11 protein-coding genes are annotated in these 16,984 nt (G+C 65.2%); 5 read left to right on the top strand and 6 right to left on the bottom strand.

Going from position 1 to position 16,984, the window contains the following annotated elements:
* From AC1DSJ_RS22545 to AC1DSJ_RS22530, 4 genes are all read right to left on the bottom strand, one after another.
* Entirely contained in the window at window positions 1–504 is a 504-nt protein-coding gene (locus AC1DSJ_RS22545; protein ID WP_006226591.1) for an Hcp family type VI secretion system effector, read from the bottom strand.
* A gap of 45 nt (window positions 505–549) precedes the next feature.
* A complete protein-coding gene (gene tssC, locus AC1DSJ_RS22540) occupies window positions 550–2,043 on the bottom strand; it encodes a type VI secretion system contractile sheath large subunit (protein ID WP_054420538.1) in 1,494 nt (497 codons plus the stop codon).
* Window positions 2,036–2,551: a type VI secretion system contractile sheath small subunit gene (gene tssB / locus AC1DSJ_RS22535; RefSeq protein ID WP_054420537.1), complete on the bottom strand. Its 516-nt coding sequence runs from the start codon at window positions 2,549–2,551 to the stop codon at window positions 2,036–2,038. Before tssB ends, tssC begins: the two co-directional genes overlap by 8 nt.
* 73 nt (window positions 2,552–2,624) lie before the next feature.
* Window positions 2,625–3,248 carry a tetratricopeptide repeat protein gene (locus tag AC1DSJ_RS22530; RefSeq protein WP_441370507.1) on the bottom strand — a complete coding sequence of 208 codons (624 nt, stop codon included), beginning with the start codon at window positions 3,246–3,248 and terminating at the stop codon, window positions 2,625–2,627.
* Between the two features lie 254 nt (window positions 3,249–3,502).
* On the opposite strand from AC1DSJ_RS22530, the gene tssJ reads away from it, so the two are divergent.
* From tssJ to AC1DSJ_RS22505, 5 genes are all read left to right on the top strand, one after another.
* Complete coding sequence (gene tssJ / locus AC1DSJ_RS22525; RefSeq protein WP_082386884.1) at window positions 3,503–4,120, top strand: type VI secretion system lipoprotein TssJ; 618 nt, start codon at window positions 3,503–3,505, stop codon at window positions 4,118–4,120.
* A gap of 67 nt (window positions 4,121–4,187) precedes the next feature.
* Complete coding sequence (gene tssK, locus AC1DSJ_RS22520; RefSeq protein WP_175170744.1) at window positions 4,188–5,531, top strand: type VI secretion system baseplate subunit TssK; 1,344 nt, start codon at window positions 4,188–4,190, stop codon at window positions 5,529–5,531.
* Window positions 5,532–5,547: 16 nt separating this feature from the next.
* Window positions 5,548–6,327, top strand: coding sequence for a type IVB secretion system protein IcmH/DotU (gene icmH, locus AC1DSJ_RS22515; protein ID WP_441370506.1), 780 nt, complete (start codon window positions 5,548–5,550; stop codon window positions 6,325–6,327).
* Between the two features lie 82 nt (window positions 6,328–6,409).
* Complete coding sequence (gene tssI / locus AC1DSJ_RS22510) at window positions 6,410–14,713, top strand: type VI secretion system tip protein TssI/VgrG (RefSeq protein WP_441370505.1); 8,304 nt, start codon at window positions 6,410–6,412, stop codon at window positions 14,711–14,713.
* Window positions 14,714–14,772: 59 nt separating this feature from the next.
* Window positions 14,773–15,273, top strand: a complete 501-nt coding sequence (locus tag AC1DSJ_RS22505) for a hypothetical protein (RefSeq protein WP_441370504.1) — start codon at window positions 14,773–14,775, stop codon at window positions 15,271–15,273.
* Window positions 15,274–15,335: 62 nt separating this feature from the next.
* Here the strand turns inward: AC1DSJ_RS22505 and AC1DSJ_RS22500 are convergent, their stop codons facing one another.
* Both AC1DSJ_RS22500 and AC1DSJ_RS22495 read right to left on the bottom strand, forming a co-directional pair.
* The gene (locus AC1DSJ_RS22500) at window positions 15,336–16,196 is read right to left on the bottom strand and encodes a hypothetical protein (RefSeq protein WP_441370503.1); all 861 of its coding nucleotides are present in this window, start codon (window positions 16,194–16,196) and stop codon (window positions 15,336–15,338) included.
* Window positions 16,189–16,968 carry a DUF3304 domain-containing protein gene (locus AC1DSJ_RS22495; RefSeq protein WP_441370502.1) on the bottom strand — a complete coding sequence of 260 codons (780 nt, stop codon included), beginning with the start codon at window positions 16,966–16,968 and terminating at the stop codon, window positions 16,189–16,191. The genes AC1DSJ_RS22500 and AC1DSJ_RS22495 overlap by 8 nt, the downstream gene beginning before the upstream one ends.
* Between the last annotated feature and the right edge of the window lie 16 nt (window positions 16,969–16,984).

Genomic DNA, 16,984 nt, shown 5'->3' with positions numbered 1-16,984 from the left:
TCAGACCGAGTAGGTCTTGTCGTTCTTGGTCAGGCTCCAGGCGCCCTGGGCGTTACCGCCCTGGTTGCCGCCCACCTTCTGCTGCGTGTACTTCCATTGCACGGCGGCGTACTTCAGCGAGAACGACTCGTGCGGCAGCCCTTCGGCCACCACTTCGGGCGCCACGCGCGCGATGATCACGTACTTCAGCTTGATTTCCAGGTACTTGACGCGGTTGCCTTCACCGTCGGCGCGCAGGAAGTCGATGGTGACTTCGTCAAAGGTGGTGCCGCCCGAGGCGTGCTGATACAGCAGCGGGCTGACCACATCCAGGTCCTTGGTGAAGACCATTTCCCCATGTTCGGTACGCTCGGCGGTGTGCCCGCCCGAGGTCGAAGCGGTGGCCGAACGCGGCTGGATGATCTCGTGGCGCCACGAGCTGACTTCGATCCAATCCGGGTGGTCCTTGTCTTGCGACTCGCCTTTGAGCGCCGGATTGCCGAACTTGACGTAGATGTCCTTCATTGTTGATAACCTCTTTTAATGGATAAGTTGTCAGTGCAATGACGCTCAGGATTTCTGGGCCTGGGCCGGCAGTTCGGCAACCAGGCGCAACGAGATCGAGAGTTCGTCAAGCTGGAAATGCGGCCGCAAAAACGCCACGGCACGGAAGACGCCAGGACGTCCCGGGACCTCGGCCACCTGCACCGAAGCTTCACGCAGCGGGAACTGCGCTTTTTGTTCCTGCGTCGCGTTGTCGTCCAGCAGCACGTACTGCGACACCCAGCGGTTCAGGAAACTCTCTACGGACTGCGCCGATGCGAAGCTGCCGATCTTGTCGCGCATCATCGCCTTCAGGTAGTGCGCCACGCGCGATACCGAGAAGATGTATTGCAGCTGCGCCGACAACACCGCGTTGGCGTTGGCGCTGTCCGTGTTGTACTTCTTGGCCTTCTGCACCGATTGGGCGCCGAAGAAGGCCGCGTAATCCGAGTTCTTGCAATGCACCAGCGGGATCAGGCCCTGATCGCTCAGTTCCTTTTCGCGGCGGTCGGTGATGGCGATTTCGGTCGGGCACTTCAGTGCAATTTCGCCGTCGTCCGTTTTGAACGTGTGCGTGGGCAGGTTCTCGACCAGGCCGCCGCCTTCCACGCCACGGATCGCCGCGCACCAGCCGAAGTCCGCAAACGCGGCCGTCAGGCGCGCGCCGAACGCCCACGCGGCGTTGCACCACAGGTACTTCGAATGGTCGGTGCCATCCACGTCTTCAACGAAGTTGAAGCCTTCGACCGTCGTGCCTTCCACCGGGTCATACGGCAGGCGGCCCAGAAAGCGCGGCATGGTCAGGCCGACATAGCGCGAATCTTCCGAGTCGCGGAAGCTGCGCCACTTGGTGTATTCCACGGTGTCGAACACCTTGGCCAGGTCGCGCGGGCGGCCCAGGTCAGCAAAGCTGTCCAGCCCCAGCAGCTCGGGCGACGCCGATGCGATGAACGGCGCGTGCGACGCCGCAGCCACGTGCGACATCTGTTCGATGAAGTACATGTCCTCGGGTTGGCGCGTGATCTCGAAGTTGCCCAGCAAGGCGCCAAACGGCGCGCCGCCGAAGGTGCCGAACTCTTCTTCGTAGACCTTCTTGAACATCAAACTCTGGTCGAAGTCGATCGCAGTCTGGAAGTCGCGAACCAGGTCACGCTTGGTCGTGTTCAGCACCTTGATCTTCAGCATGGGGCTGGTGTCGGTCTCTTGGCACAGATAGTGCAGGCCGCGCCACGTGCTCTCCAGCTTCTGGAATTCAGGCGCGTGCATCACTTCGCTCAGCTGCGCGGAGATCAGGCGGTCCAGCTCGGCCACGCGCGCATCCAGCATGGCCGACAGGTTGTCAGAGACCACCACGGTGCCCTTCATCACTTCACGCACCAGCTCGCCAATGATGTCTTTGGCGCGGTCATGTTCGGCGGTGGACTTGGCGACGCGGCTCTGCTCGACGATCTGGTCCAGCAGCCCGTTCTCGGACGCGGCAGATGTGGCGGCGGTGTTCTGTGCGGCGGCGGAATTACTCATTGCGGCCTCCCTTGTCGGTCTCGCTGGTCAGCTGTTGCAGTTTTTCGGTGCTGGTCAGCACTTCGCCCAGCAGGTCTTCAAGCTTGTCGTTGCCAGCAAGCTTGTTGCGCAGGTCGGCCAGCTTGGTGCGGATGTCCAGCAGCTCGCGCAGCGGGTCCACCTGCTGCACCACGGCTTCCGGACGAAAGTCTTCAATCGAGCGGAACTTCAGGTCGACACCGAACGTGCCGCCCTCGTCCGTCAGGCTGTTCTTCACGCGGTAGGCCGCGCGCGGTTCCAGCCCGCGCATCACGTCGTCGAAATTATCGACGTCGATGTTGACGAATTTGCGGTCCTTCAGACGCGGCAGTTCCGCCTCGGATTGCGCGCTGAAATCGCCCACCACCCCGACCACGAAGGGCAACTCCTTCTGTTCGATGGCGTCGCCCTTCTCCACGTCATACGTGAGCTGAACGCGCGGCGGACGAACTTTCTGCAATCGTTTCTGTACGCTTTCTTTCTTGGCCATGGAAGGCTCCGTGCAAAGGATCGTGTCTGTCGGTCAAGCGTGCGCCGCATGGCGCGGCGCACGCTCAGGCGAATCACTTGGTAAGCAGGTCGCCGAACGGATTCGGCGCGCGGTTAGGCTGCTGGGCGGGCGGGGAAGCGGGTTGAGGCGCCGACGGCTGAGCCGCCGGGGGTGCTGCGGGAACGGTGGCAGGGGCCGCGCCGGACGACGCGGCTTGCGATGACGGGGTTGCGGCGCCAGGAGTCGTAGTGGCCGGGGTTGCGACGCCAGAGGTGGCTGCGCCAGGCGCCGGGTCCACCTTGCGCGGAGGCTGGCGGGGACGCGGCGGCGGGCGGCGGCCTTCAGGGAACAGCACATCCTGCCCCAGCGTCTCACGCATGGATTCGGCCAACGCCACCGCATCGGCACGCGCGTTGCCCGCCAACAGCGCATCGGCGCGCAGGTCCGCCAGCGACTGCATCGCCACCCGCAAGCCCCCCACGGCGCGCACGGTCTTGGCGACAAAGTCCTGCGGGTCGCGGCTCAGCGTTTCATCGGCGGCAACAATCGCCTGCCCATACTTCTGTTCGTCAAAACGAATCTTGGCGATGTAAGACCAGGGCTCGCCCTTGGACGGATTGCGTTGCGCGATCTCTTCGAATTGCACAACAGCCTGGTCAGCACCCTTCTGCTCCAGCGTCTTTTGCGCGGCGTCCATGGATTGTTTGAATTCAGCTTCCGACTGTGGTTTGACGGTGGCACAGCCGGCCATTACTGCAACAACACCAGCAATAACAACGAGGCGGGAAAAGGGCATTTTTAAGCACCTAGCAAGGTTGTAACTAGGGGCCGTATTTCAACAACCTTTTGTTAGTACCGCGCTACAGCGCGTGTCTTCATGTTACTTGCGCCGAAATTGCATTCATCATGCCGCGATCTGTATTGCTTCACACAGTTCCGGTATAAAGGGCCATGTCCAAACATATCCATTTATCACGTTTGTTCGCAGTGGCGGCTTGCGCGCTTGCAAGCACCGCCGTTACTGGATGTGCGGCCGTTTCGGCTATCGGCGCAGTGGCCGGTTTGACCGGTAATGCGATGGAGATGGCAGGCCTGAAAAAGCCTGAAAACGCGCCTGTGGAAGTGAAATTAGCGATTCACGCCGGAGAAAATTTGAATGCCAGCAGCGGGCAATCGATGGCTGTCGTTACAAAAATATACTACCTGAAGAATCCTGAGCAATTCCAGCGTGCACCGCTCACGCAATTGATAGACACTGCGCAAGAGAAAGCCGCGCTGGGTGAAACAGTGTTGGGCGTACGCGAGCTAACACTCACACCTGGCCAGCGCTACGAGACCGTGGAAAAGGTCCCTAAACAAGCGGAATACATTGCGATCGCGGGGCTGTTCTACGCCCCCGCGCCAATGCGTTGGAAGTACGTATTCAAGGTCGACGGTGTGGAAGACAGTGGCATTGTTTTAGGCGCGCATGCGTGCGCGCTGACAGTCGCCACTGGCAAACCCACACTGCCGGCGGGCATACCAACCTTTGACCCCGCACGCTTATCCGGCGTGCAGTGCCCTGGTTAACGCGCACTGCGCGGCCGCCCGCCTTCTATATAGATAGACATAGAAAGACAAGAGAGGGAGCGCCAACTTGAGTTATTCAGCCAAAGTCCTTTGGGGCGAAGGATTGTTCCTGAGACCGCAGCATTTCCAGCGGCAGGACGCGTATCACGAAGACCGGCTGGCCGAGATGGCCCGCGCACTGCACCCTTATGCATGGGGGTTGCGATCCGCGCGCTTTGATGCGTCGGCGCTGGCCAACGGCATGCTGCGCGCCACCGAAATGAGCGCCGTGTTTCCAGACGGCGAGCTCTACAACGCGCCCCACGGCGATGAGCTGCCGCCCCCGGTTGCGCTGACTGCGCTGGATGGCGTGAGCGAAGCGGTGTTCTATCTGGCGATTCATCCGCTCAAAGCCATTGGCGGCAACTACCGTGATGGCCAGGCCGCGAGTTTCGACACGCGCTACACGCACAACAACACGCCCGCGCCGGATCTCTACACCGGCGCCACCACCGCGGAACTGGCCTTCCTGCGTAAAGACGTGCGCCTGATTTCCGAATTCGAACCGCGCGACGAACTGCTGGCGATACCTGTTGCGCGCGTGCGCCGCACCGCCAGCGCGGGCTATGAACTCGACAGCACATTCATCGCGCCCAGCCTGTCGCTGACGGCTTCGGGCGCGCTGCATGAACAGCTGCGCCGCCTGCTCGACGCGCTGCAAGCGAAGGTCAACGCGCTCTATGGGTTTCATCGCGAGCCCAGCAAGAACATCATTGAATTCCGCTCGGGCGACGTGGCCTCGTTCTGGCTGCTGCATACCGCCAACGAAGCCTACGCCACGCTCTCGCACCTGTTCCATCATCCGCAGCTGCATCCTGAACGCCTGTTCCAGGAACTGGCGCGGCTGGCCGGCGCGTTGATGACATTCTCGAAAGTTCACACGCTGGCCGATCTGCCCGTGTATCGCCACGACGCGCCCGGCCCTGCGTTTGCACGCATGGACGAGATTCTGCGCGACCTGCTTGAAACGGTGATTTCCACGCGCTACTTCTCCATCGTGCTCGAAGAACTGCGGCCCTCGTTCCACATGGGCCGGCTCGACTCCGAAAAGCTCGACGAAACCACCTCGCTGTACCTGGCGGTGCAGGCCGCGATGCCGGCCGCCGAACTCTCCGAGAGCGTGCCCATGCGCTTCAAGGTGGGCGCGCCGGAAGACGTGGACAAGCTCGTGCTGTCGGCCATGCCGGGCGTGCCGCTGGCCTACACGCCGCAAGTGCCGCCTGCCGTGCCGGTAAAGCCCGGCGCCGTCTATTTCGCCTTGCAGACGCGCGGCTCGCTGTACGACCGCATGCTGCAAGCGCGCAGCATCGCCATCTATGCGCCCGCAGGCATTCCCGAACTCAAGCTGGATTTGATCGCAGTGACTCGCTGACAGGAACGACACCGCCATGACCGCTGACACCCCTTCCCTGATGTCCGGCGCAACCCTGCCCCCGCGCGCGGCCGACTTTCACGCCAGCCGCCCCGCCAAGTCATTGCTGGACCTGTTGTACGACGGCTTCTTGATGTTGTTCCTGGTGAAAAGCGGACAGGAGCCCACCGATGCGGCCGCCTTCTCGGCGCGCGTGCAGCAGTTCCTGGCGGACTACGAGCGCGCCGCCAAGAAGATGGATATTCCCGCCGAAGACGTGTACGCCACCAAGTACGCCTTCTGCGCGGCCGTCGATGAAACCGTCTTGAATTCCCGCTTCGCCATTCGTGATGCGTGGATGCTGCAACCCTTGCAACTGACGCTGTTCGGCGAACAATTGGCCGGCGAGAATTTCTTCGCTCGGCTTGAAGACCTGCGTGCCCAAGGCGCGCCGCGCCTGCAATCGCTAGAGATCTATTACATGTGCCTGCTGCTGGGTTTTCAGGGCAAGTACCTGATCGAAGGCCAGGAAAAGCTCGGCTATCTGACTGCGCGCCTGGGCGACGAAATTGCGTTACTGCGCGGCAAGCGCACCGGCTTCGCACCGCACTGGCCCTTGCCCGACCAAGTGGCCCACACGCTCAAGCGCGACGTTCCGCTGTGGTCGATCATGGCGGTGTTTGCGCTGCTGGGCCTGCTGGCGTTCCTGGGCATGGGCCACTTCCTGAACAGCGAAATGCAGACCGCGATGGCGCCGTATCACGACATCGTCAAGCTGGGTCCACGCGCCGCGCACCTGACCATTTCGCTGCCGTAGCCCGTAACCGCCACGCCGCCCCCGCCCCTTCCGGCGCGTACTGCGCGCCTTCGGCACTGCCGATCGAACACCGCCAAGTCCTATGAACGCCTTGTCTTCGAACGCCCCGGCCTACTCTTCGCTGAACATCGCCACCCTGTCGCAACAAGCGCGGCTGCTGCGGGTGAGCACGCCGCTGGATGCAGAGCTGGTGGCCGAACACATGACCTTGCGCGAAGGCGTCTCGCGTCTGTTCTCGCTGACGCTGGACTGCCTGGCGGCCAGCGCCGAGCTCGACGTGGCGGCGTTGCTGGGCAAGGAGATCAGCGTCAGCCTGTTGCAGGCCGACGGCTCGATGCGGCGCTGGCATGCGGTGGTCGACGGCGTCGATGCCTTGGGCGCAGATGGCGGCCTGGCCCGCTACCGCTTGCACGCCGCGCCGTGGATGGCCGCGCTGGCCTTGCGGCGCGACAGCTTCATCTATCAAGACCTGTCGGTGCAAGACATCGTCAGCGAGGTGTTTTCGGATTATCCCCAGGCCGCGTTCGCCTTTGAAGTGACTGCCGCCCTGACACCGCGCGCCGCTTGCACGCAGTACCGCGAGTCAGACCTGGATTTCGTGCAGCGCATCCTGGCCGAAGCGGGCCTGAGCTATCGCTTCGAACACCAGCAGGACGATGCGCAATCCGCAGGCGGCGGCGCGCGCCATCGCGTCGTCATCTTCGACGCCGACGCGGCACGCCCCGAAGACCCGGCATCGCCTTTGCGCTTTCATCGCAGCGACGCCACCGAAACGCGCGACAGCATCACGCGCTTTGCGGCCGTGCAGACGGTGCGCCCGAACTCGGTCGCACGCGCGGCCTGGAACGAGCGCTCGCTGACCGCGCACGCTGCGCAAACCCGTTCGCAGGTGCAGGTCGAAGCCTTGCCCGTGCTTGAGGACTACGATTATTCCGGCCATGGCCGCTACGCCGATGACGACGCCGCTGAACAAAGCGTGGCGCGCGCCTTGCGCGCCCATGAGTCCACGCTGGTGCGCTTTGAAGGCGCGGGCACGGCCCGCTCGCTTGCGCCCGGCCGGCTGTTCGCGCTGAGCCAGCACGACCGCTATGCCGCAGGCGGCGGCGGGCAGGCTGTGGACGAGCTGGGCGGCAACCGTTACGTCTTGCTGGATGTCACGCACGAAGCCACCAACAATCTGGGCGGCCAGGCGGCGCAAGTATTGAACACGCCCGACATGGAACGCGGCACGTATCGCAACCGCTTTCGCGCACAGCCCGAAGCCGCGGCATTGATCCCGGTCTGGCGCCCACGCCCCACCGCGCCCGAGGGCCTGGCTGCCGTCGTGGTCAGCGCCAGCGATGCGCCCATCACGTCAGACCGCGACTTGCGCGTGAAGGTGCAATTCCCGTGGCAACGCGGGGAAAAGCCCTTGACCGGCGGCCTGCCCCATCGCACCCATGGCGACGCCAGCGGCAACGCCCCCGGCGACGAACGCTCTGGCACCTGGCTGCGCGTGGCCAGCTCGCAGGCTGGCCCCAACTGGGGCGCGCACCATCTGCCGCGCGGCGGCACCGAAGTCATCGTCGAATTTATTGATGGCGATATCGACCAGCCCGTTGTTGCGGGCCAGCTATACAACGACGCCGACCTGCCGCCCTGGTCCGCCGGAGAGAACGGCGACGCCAACCACGCGGGCGTACTAAGCGGCTGGCACAGCCAGGGGCTGGACGGCGCAGGACGCAACCAATGGGTCTTTGACGACACCAATGGCAAACTGCGCACGCGCCTGGCGAGCTCCACGGCCGCCACGCAGCTGGGCCTGGGTTACCTGGTCGAGCAAGAACTCGACGACGCCAATCGTGGTCAATGGCGCGGCACCGGCTTCGAACTGCGCTCGGACGCCTGGACCGTGGCGCGTTCCGGCCAGGGCATGCTGATATCGGCCACGGCACGCGAACAAGGCAAGTCGACGCAGGCCGACGCCGAAGAAGCGCTGTTGCTGCTGCGCGGCGCGCAAGACGCCTCGCGCCGCTTGAACGACAGCGCCGGCCAACATCAGGCGCGCCCCTTGGCTGCGGCCGAGGGCTACGACGCCCTGCTCCAGGCGCTGGACCCCGAGCAAGACGGCCGCTACACGCCGCAAGTCAACGGACAAGCCGCCGGCAAAGCCGCCAACGGCCAACGCACGGGCGATGCAGCCGTCGAACGCATCAACGGCCCGCATCTGTTTATCGACACACCGAATTCACTGAACCTGGCCACGCCCGCCAGCGCCGTGCTGCACGCGGGCGAGCACCTGCACACCACCGCGCAGTCCGACGCGCACGTCGCTGCCCAGCAGACCTACGCGGCCGTCTCGGCGCGCTCTGCCAGCGTGTTCGCACAGCAAGGCCCGATCCGCGCCATCTCGGCGCAAGCGCCCGTGTCATTGCACGCGCACACCGACATCCTGGAAGCGCTGGCCGGCCAGGACATCACCGTCACCTCGTCCGCCGAAGGCATCGAGATCCTGGGCAACCAGCGCGTCACTTTGCAAGCCGCAGGCGGCAGCGTCACGCTGGACGGCGCGGACATCGTCTTCAAGGGGCCGGGCCTGTTCTCGGTCAAGGGCGCAACGCACAACTTTGTCGGCCCCGGCAACGACGCCGCCAATCTTCCGGCGCTGCCCAGCACCACCGTGGACGATCCGCTGATCGTCAGTGCGGAGCTGGTGCACAAGGACGGCGTGTTCGCCACCGCGGCGAAGAAGGCCGGTGCAAGTTTGATGGCGGGGTTTGGCGGCGCGGGCACCGGCGCGGGGGCTGGTGCCGCGGCAGGGCTGGGCGATGTCGTGCCCAGTGGCTTGAGTGAATTGGGCAAGACCGCGGCCGGCGCCGCCTCCAAGCTGTCGCAGCTGGCCGGCCAGGCGAACACGCTGGCCGGGCTGGCGAAGAATCCGATGGGCGCGCTCTCGGCGGGTTCTGGCTTGCTGGGCAACGCAAGCCCCGCCTTGGGCGGCCTGATGTCGACCGCCAAGAACACGATGGGCATGGTGTCGCAAGCGCAAGCCATGGTCGCCAACCCGATGTCGGCGCTACCCGCCGCGTCGGGCCTGCTGGGCTCCGTCGCGCCGGGCGCAAGCGGCATGATCGACAGCGCGACGTCAGCGGTTGGCACGGTGACGAAGGCGGCGGAATTGATCAAGAACCCCGCATCGGCCCTGCCCGCCGCAACCGACATGCTGGCATCCGTTGCGCCCGAAGGCGCATCGAAGATGATCAGCAGCGCGGCAGGCTTTGCGGGCGTTGGGGCGGGTGCGGGGGTGGGTTCTGAAGCGGGTGCAGGTGTCGGGTCGAGCGTCGGGGCCGCGCCCCAGGCGAGTGTGGCGGGTGCGAGTTCGGCGGGCGGTGCTGCAACGGCATCTGCATCGGCGACGGCTCCTGGTGCTGCTCCTGCTGCTGCTTCGGCTGCTGCTCCTGCTTCGGCTCCCGCTTCGGCATCGGCCTCGGCTCCTACCTCGGCATCGACTTCGCCGGCGGCATCCGCATCGGCGCCTGCCACCACGGCACCGAGTTCAGCGGCCGCACCTTCTACCGCGACGGCGTCTACTGCTGCGCCGACGCCTGCGGCATCCGCTGCCTCCACGCCCAATACAACCTCGACGAACGTGGCTGGCGCAAATGGAACAAGCAGCGCCACCGCATCGGATGGCGCGCCTGCCAGCGTGTCGCCGGCCGCCACCGCGCCCGCTCCGATGTCAGCGTCCACCAGCACCGGCATGTATTCCGGTACGCCTGATGCGGCGACGACTGCCGCCGGGTCGCCGATGGCCGCAGCGCAAGCATCCGCGACGTCGCCAGCATCGATGGGAAGTACCGCCAACATCCCGGTGGCCTCGACGGCCTCAGCCCCCGCCGTGGCGGGAATGGACGCACCCGTCAGCGCCGCGGGTGTCGCCTCCGGCGCGGGTGTCACCGCCGGCACAGGTGCCGCCTCCGGCACGGGTGTCACCTCCGGCACGGGCGTCGCCTACGGCACAGGTGTCACCTCCGGCACGGGTGTCACCTCCGGCACGGGCGTCACCTCCGGCACGGGCGTCATTGCTGGCGCCGCCGCAGGCACGGGTGCAGGCGCTGGTGTCGCCGCTGGTGCAGGCGCAGCGGGCGTAGCGGGCGCAGCGGGCGTAGGCGTTGCTGCAACGAACGCGTTGGCGCAATCGGCAGCCGGCAACGCCATCCCGGCCACCACGTTGGCCGCCGCGCCTGCGACAACGGGCATCGACACCGCCAGCCTGGGCAACTCGCCATTCGGCGTGAACGCCATTGATGCGCCAGGAGTCGATGCGCCCGCAGTCGTGACGCCAGCCACGTTCGCATCCGATTATTCGACTGCTGACCTATCCACGCCGAACGTCAATTCCGCAGGGTTGACCAACGCGGCCAGCGCGGCGAATGTTCAAAGCGTGACGGCAGAACATGTCGCTTCGGAGGCGGCCATTCAGGCGGTCAACCCGACAAGCACGCGCGCGATGGGTGCGGATGCGGCGGGCGTCATTGCAACCCAGGCAGGGACGGCCAACGCAGGCACGGCCAGCTTCGGAACCGCCAGCGCGGCGCCCGTCAGCCTTGACGCGGTGAATCTGGGCGCGGCCGCCACCACTACGGCCGCATTGGGCGCAACCACTACGGCGGCCTCGGGCGCAACGGTCAACGCTTCGGCCATCGACAAGACCAGCGTGGCCCCTTACGCAAACGGCTTGAATAGCAACGCCGAAAATACTTCGGCGCGCGACACTTCCCTGTCCGGCTCAATCAATACCTCGCCCGCTATGTTGCCGTCGACACCGGTTGCCGCCGACGCACCGCCAGCGGAATCCATCGCCACGCAGCCGTCGATCGGAACCGCGATCACCAACGCCGCTATTGCCAGCACCGGCCTGTTGGCCGCCGTTGCGGCAACGGTGGCGGCGACTACGCCGCTACGCTCGCGCTCGGATGACGACGCCCGCGACGACGCCACCACGCAGACGCCAACACACGCTACGCCGGGCGCGGCAGCATCGCACCACCACAACGCCGCCGCACTTAGGAGCGATACGCGGCACGCGACTCCTGCCGGCGAGAAGGCACGCGGATCGGCGCAATCATCGGCGTTGCCATCCGCGTTGCCATCCGCGTTGCCATCCGCGTTGCCATCGGCGTTGTCATCCGCGCATGCCACACAATCCACGCAAGCCGCCGCATCGTCCGCACACGCCGCATCCCAAGCAGACGCCACGCATAAAGACGATGCCGCGCAACGCCCTTCCACGGTCCCGAACGCGGCCTTGCTGACCACGCTCGCGGCAGGCGCCAGCAGCTTGTTCAGCGCTAGCGCCTCCGCAGCCAGCAGCGCCGCATCAACCCTGTCCGCCGCTGACAGCACCTTGTCCGGCGCACTGGATCTGCCCAACGTTGCATCGCCTGCCGGCACGGCGATGCCGAGCATGAACGTGCCTGACGTCACGACGAGTACGCTCCCGTCGGTTGCCGAACCCTTGCCCCAAGTTGAGGCTTATACCCGGGTCACAGAAGCGAGCCACGACGCGGGCCTCTCGACGTTATCTAACACCGGCATCCCAAGCGACTCCAACGTCCTTGCCGCCAGCACCACCCGCGTCCCGGGATCGGAGACCGTGCTGAACAGCGCGCAGTCCATACCGCAAGCTGCCACGCAAACGCCCGGCTTCGTTCCGGCATCAGGAACCTCGCTGCCGCAAGGCGCGGGCCTTCCCGGTGCAGGCGGTGGCGGCTTGGGCATTCCCGGCGTCGACGCGTCAGCCTCTGGCAACGCCGCGATGGGCGCCGCCAGCGCGGGAACCAGTGCGACCGCCGCTGCGACGAGTACGAGCTCCAGCGCTGCCTCGGCCTCGACGGCTGCGACGAGCGGCGATGCAACCGTAGCAGCCGCGTCTGCGCCGGGTGCGGGTGCGGGTGCGGGTGCGGGTGCGGGTGCGGGGACAGTCGCGCAAACAGGTTCTGCCTCGGGAGGCGTCGCGGGAACGGACGCTGTGTCCGGTGCCGGTACGAGCGTCGGCGCAGACGCTGGCGGCACTGCGAGCACCAATACCGGCACTACCGCTGGCACCAACGCAGGCAGCCACGCCAATGCCGGGACCGCTACAACCGCCACGTCCGCCGACACCGGCAACCCGGCCAGCTCCACGCATCAAGGTGCCGCCGCCACCGGTTCCACGAACCCGGGTGGCGTCGATACTCCTTCCAGCGCCTCCCCTGCCACGGCTTCGCCATCCGCTACAACCGGCGCAGCGGCGCCGAGCAGCGCGGCCACAAGTTCGGCAGCAGGCACCGCCCCCACCGTCTCTGCGCCCATCGCAAGCACCGCCCCCGCCTCCAGCCCCGACAGCGTCCTGGGCAACACGACCGCGCGCGCGGCGGGCATGTCAGACAGCACGCCCGCCACCCGCGCGACTGACTTGTCAGCCGCCGCGGGGGCCGGCGCCGCCGCAAGCACCGCGGCCTCAAGCAGTGGCGCGGGCGCATCCGGCATCGCCGCGGTTGCGGCAGGCGGCGGCCTGGCGACGTTTGCGCAGCAGGCCAGCGCCGCGTCCACGTTCGCCGCAGGCGGCGTCAGCGCCAACGTCGGCGCGGCGATCGTGCCGGTCATGACGCAGGCGTTGAACGCCAGTGGCGACCGCATGGCCGCCTTGAGTTCCGCCGTTGACACGCTGTTCAACTTGCCCGACGTCAATCAATCGAACATCCCGTCCGTGGCCGGGGCCATCCTGAGCATGCCGGGCCTGTCTTCGTCGTCGGTGCCAAGCGTGATCGGCGCCATCCTGCAATCCCCCACGCTTGCCACCGAAACCTTGCCCAAGGTGGCCGACGTGCTGATGAAAATTCCCGGCGTGGCAGATTCACCGCTGCCGCAGATCGCACGCGATGTGCTGGACTCGGTCGGGCTGGGAACCACGGCGCGCACGCAAGGCACGAACCTGCCTGGCGGTGCCCCCGCGGGCTCCGGCCGCGTGGTGGCGGGCGTGTCCACCTACCGCGCCCGCCAGGACGGCGCGCGCCTGCAGTACGTCAACCTGGCCCAAGTGGCCGAACGCTGGAACGACGGCAGCGCGCTGACCACCACCGAACGGCAATCGAACCGCCCACGCATTCACGTGGAATTCAACCGCCCCGGCCAGCACCGCTTCACCATCACGGTCAAGGCCGACCCTGCCAACATTCCCTACTCCGCACGCGAACGCGGCCGGCGCCCCAGCTATCAGGAACCGCACAGCAACCCGCGCAGCTACGTCACCAACGCCGACGGCACCCGCATCGTTGACGACATCACGCTACCCGCCGCCGGCCTGAACCTGTACCTGTTCGAAGTGCGCGACGAACGTGGGCAGTTGATCAAGACCGAACGCGTCGAAACCGTGCGCCGCCTGTACATCCAGGAGGTCATGTGCATGAGCGCGCATCCGGCCGGCCACCTGGCTGACGTCACCCCCGTCACCGCGGAGTTCGCGCTGCACGGCATCGACATGATCCAGCTTCCACGCCTGCAATTCCGAGGCCGCTCGGCGGTTGACGCGGCCGACACGCCCGAGTCCCAGCAAGCCATCATGAACGCCGTGCGCGCTGTCTATTCCAGTTCCGCAGGCAAGCAGCGCGAACCCTATACGCTGGTCGTTTGCCACGTGGACCGCCTGGCCGCGCCGGGGGTCAGCGGCGACATGCGGCTGCCGGTGCCCGCCGGCCCCGGCGGGCGCGTCATGACCGTACCCATCGTCAATGACGACCGCAGCCGGTCCAGCCTCTGGTACGAATTCGACGCCAGCGACGACTGGCTGGTGCACGCGCGCTACCTCTACACAGACGCCTCGGGCGCCGAGCGCTCGATTCCGATTCCGCGCCACCTGATCACGCCCATCCGCGAGAGCAATGGGTCGGTCTGGTCCGTGTCCGTGGACCTGACCCGCGTGTCCCCCACCCCGCTGACCGGCATGCTGAACATCCAGTTCAACACCGTGGCCGCCAGCTACGCCGGCCTTGCCATCACGGGCACCAACCTGCTGTTCGTGTCGACGCTGGACCCTTACGAACCCAATTCGCAGGCCTACCTGACCGAAACCCTTGCCCACGAAATGGGCCACTTGCTGGGCATGGTGCCCAGCGGCCCCGACTGGCCTGGGCTGCGCAACCAGGACGAGTCGGCGGACGACTCAAAGCTGGACCCGCCGCCGCACTTCTACTACAACGCAGGGGGCCACTGCTATTACGGCCTGCCCGACCAGAATGGCGAGTACAACGAAGAAATCGGGCAGTGCGTGATGTACGGCATCACCTGCGCGAACATTCATTTCTGCCCCAGTTGCAGCAAGGCCGTGCGCAAGGTCGACTGCTCCGAAGGCTGGACGGCATTCTGACGCCGCCGCCTTAGCCCCGACGACCACCGCCGCCCGCTTACGCAAATTCAGATTCCGACATGCCCATCATGACGACCGATTGGATTGAACCCGCCACCTTCGCTTCGGTGCCCTCGCACTCGCAGAAGGAACACGCCTGCATGCCGCCGCTGCAAGGCTACGACGCGCAGATGCGCATCGCCGCGCCCACCCGCGTGACGATCCGCGACGGCAGCACGCTGACGATTCCGGTCTGCGCGCGCGGCATCCTGCCCGTCGTGGACGACCCGCAGCTGCCGCGCTTTGTGGCGGTGGACACGCGCACCGGCAAGGTCTATCGCGGCATCGCATTCAACTACGTGCGGCCTAAGCTGCCCAACGTGTCGGTTGACCCCAGCGAAGGCGCCCCCCCGCCCAAGATTCCGCTGCCGCCAGGCATGACCGTCGAAACGCGCTTCACCACGGATATGGCCGGGGTACTGCATCTGCCCGCCACGCCCGCGACGTACGAGGTGTATATCGAGGCGGAAACCGTGAAGTCGAATACGGTGACGATCGAGGTCGAAGCCGGGAAGAAGTAAGCGCGGCAAAGCAGGAAGCGTGCCGCGCTGCCCGATGCGGGCCAGCCCCCATCACGCGCGCGTCATTCCGACACGCATTCTTCATTTGCGAGCATTCCAGGCGCATGCACTTTCGTGGCCGCGACGAGGCCCCGGACTTCCCTGCACACGTTCTTGTCACCGGGCGGCGCGCCGGTCGCCTTCATCTGGGCGATCTTTTCTTTTGAAAGTTTTCCCACTTCACGGCCAAAGTCGCCGGGCTTTCGGTTGGACGCTTTCAACATGGCTGCTATCTCCGCATCTCTTTCAAAATCGGACGCGACGATGAAGTACAGATACATGTAGGCGCGCATGTCCGCTGCGTCTTCGATGCGGTACCGCATCCAGGCTTGTTTGGCGACCTTGGAAAGAACATCGTTCAGCTGGTCATCGTGCTCGTATCCAACGAGTTCGTCGCGATAGTTTTTGTACAACCAGCTAGTGGTAGCGGAGATCGGGATCCTGCTTTGCCCCGACAGCTGGCGACTCAATGCAAGTTCAATATGTTCATCGGGATAGATGTGCAATTCCAGAATGAGCGTGCCATTGCCGCCGGGCGCTTTCGTGGCAGGAAAATGCACCGACGTTTCCTTTTTGAACATCACGTCGTCGAATTTGCTGTCAAACATATGCTTGCGAATCATATCGGGGTCGCCACCGCTCCACTTCACAGTGAACTCTGTTCCCGTGAACGTGTAGCAGCAAGCGACGCGTCCCCCACCGCCGCCTGGCTCCAGGGAGCTGGAACCGGCCACACGGCCGGAAGCGTCGATGAGGCGAACGGGTGCGAGGTTCCATGGCGTGTAGTTGTAGGCAACCAGGCTGACGCCGCTGTACACCGGCTCCCCGTTGCAACCCGTTAAGAGGCCAAGTCCCAACAGCGCGCCAACTGCGAGCCTACGCATTCTTGTCTCCCGGTGGTTTGCCCGTTTTCTTTAACTGATCCAGCTTGGCCTGCGGCAACGCCATGACTTCCTGAGCAAAGTCGCCCGGCGCGCGTCCCGGCCTCTCCAGAATCGTCTTCATTTGCGGGTCTGAATCGAAGTTCGATGCGACGGTGAAATACAGCCGCATGTATTGGCGCATGTCTTGCTTGTCTTCAATGCGGTATTTCTGCCAAGCAGACTGCAACACCTTTGCAGCCACCCGCAGCAGTTCGGCGTCGCTTCGGTAGTCGCCAAGCGAAGCGCGATGCTCGCGCCACAGCCAGTCCACGGTATCGACAATCGGAATCCGCGTCTGGCCAAGCAGCTTGCGGCTTAGCGCCAGCTCCATGTGTTCGTCCGGATAGATGTGCAATTCCAGATACAGAGGACCATCACCGGGCGGGATCTCCGCCGCCGGAAAGTTGATGGCGCGCTGCCGATCAAAATACAGCGAGTCGGCCTTGCCGTCATGCAGATGCGTGCGCAACAACTCCGCATCGACGCCGCGCCAGTCGGCGATGAACTCGGTTCCCTTGAGCGTGAAGCAGCAGGTGACCGAGCCTTCACCACCGCCCGGGCTGACCTGCATCGTCGACGCAACGCCATTGCCCTTGTCCTTGACGCTGATGCTGCGGATATTCCACGGCGTGTAGTTGTAGACGATGAAGCTGACGCCTCGGTAGACCGGCTCGCCATTGCAGCCGGCCAACAAGCCCACGCAACACAGCAACGCGATCCATGCCCTACGCATGCCTGTCGCTCGCGCC

It is taken from the genome of Achromobacter sp. 01N37 (assembly GCF_056399725.1).
The sequence above is the reverse complement of the archived record's forward strand: the minus strand, read 5'-3'. Positions and strand labels throughout refer to the sequence as shown.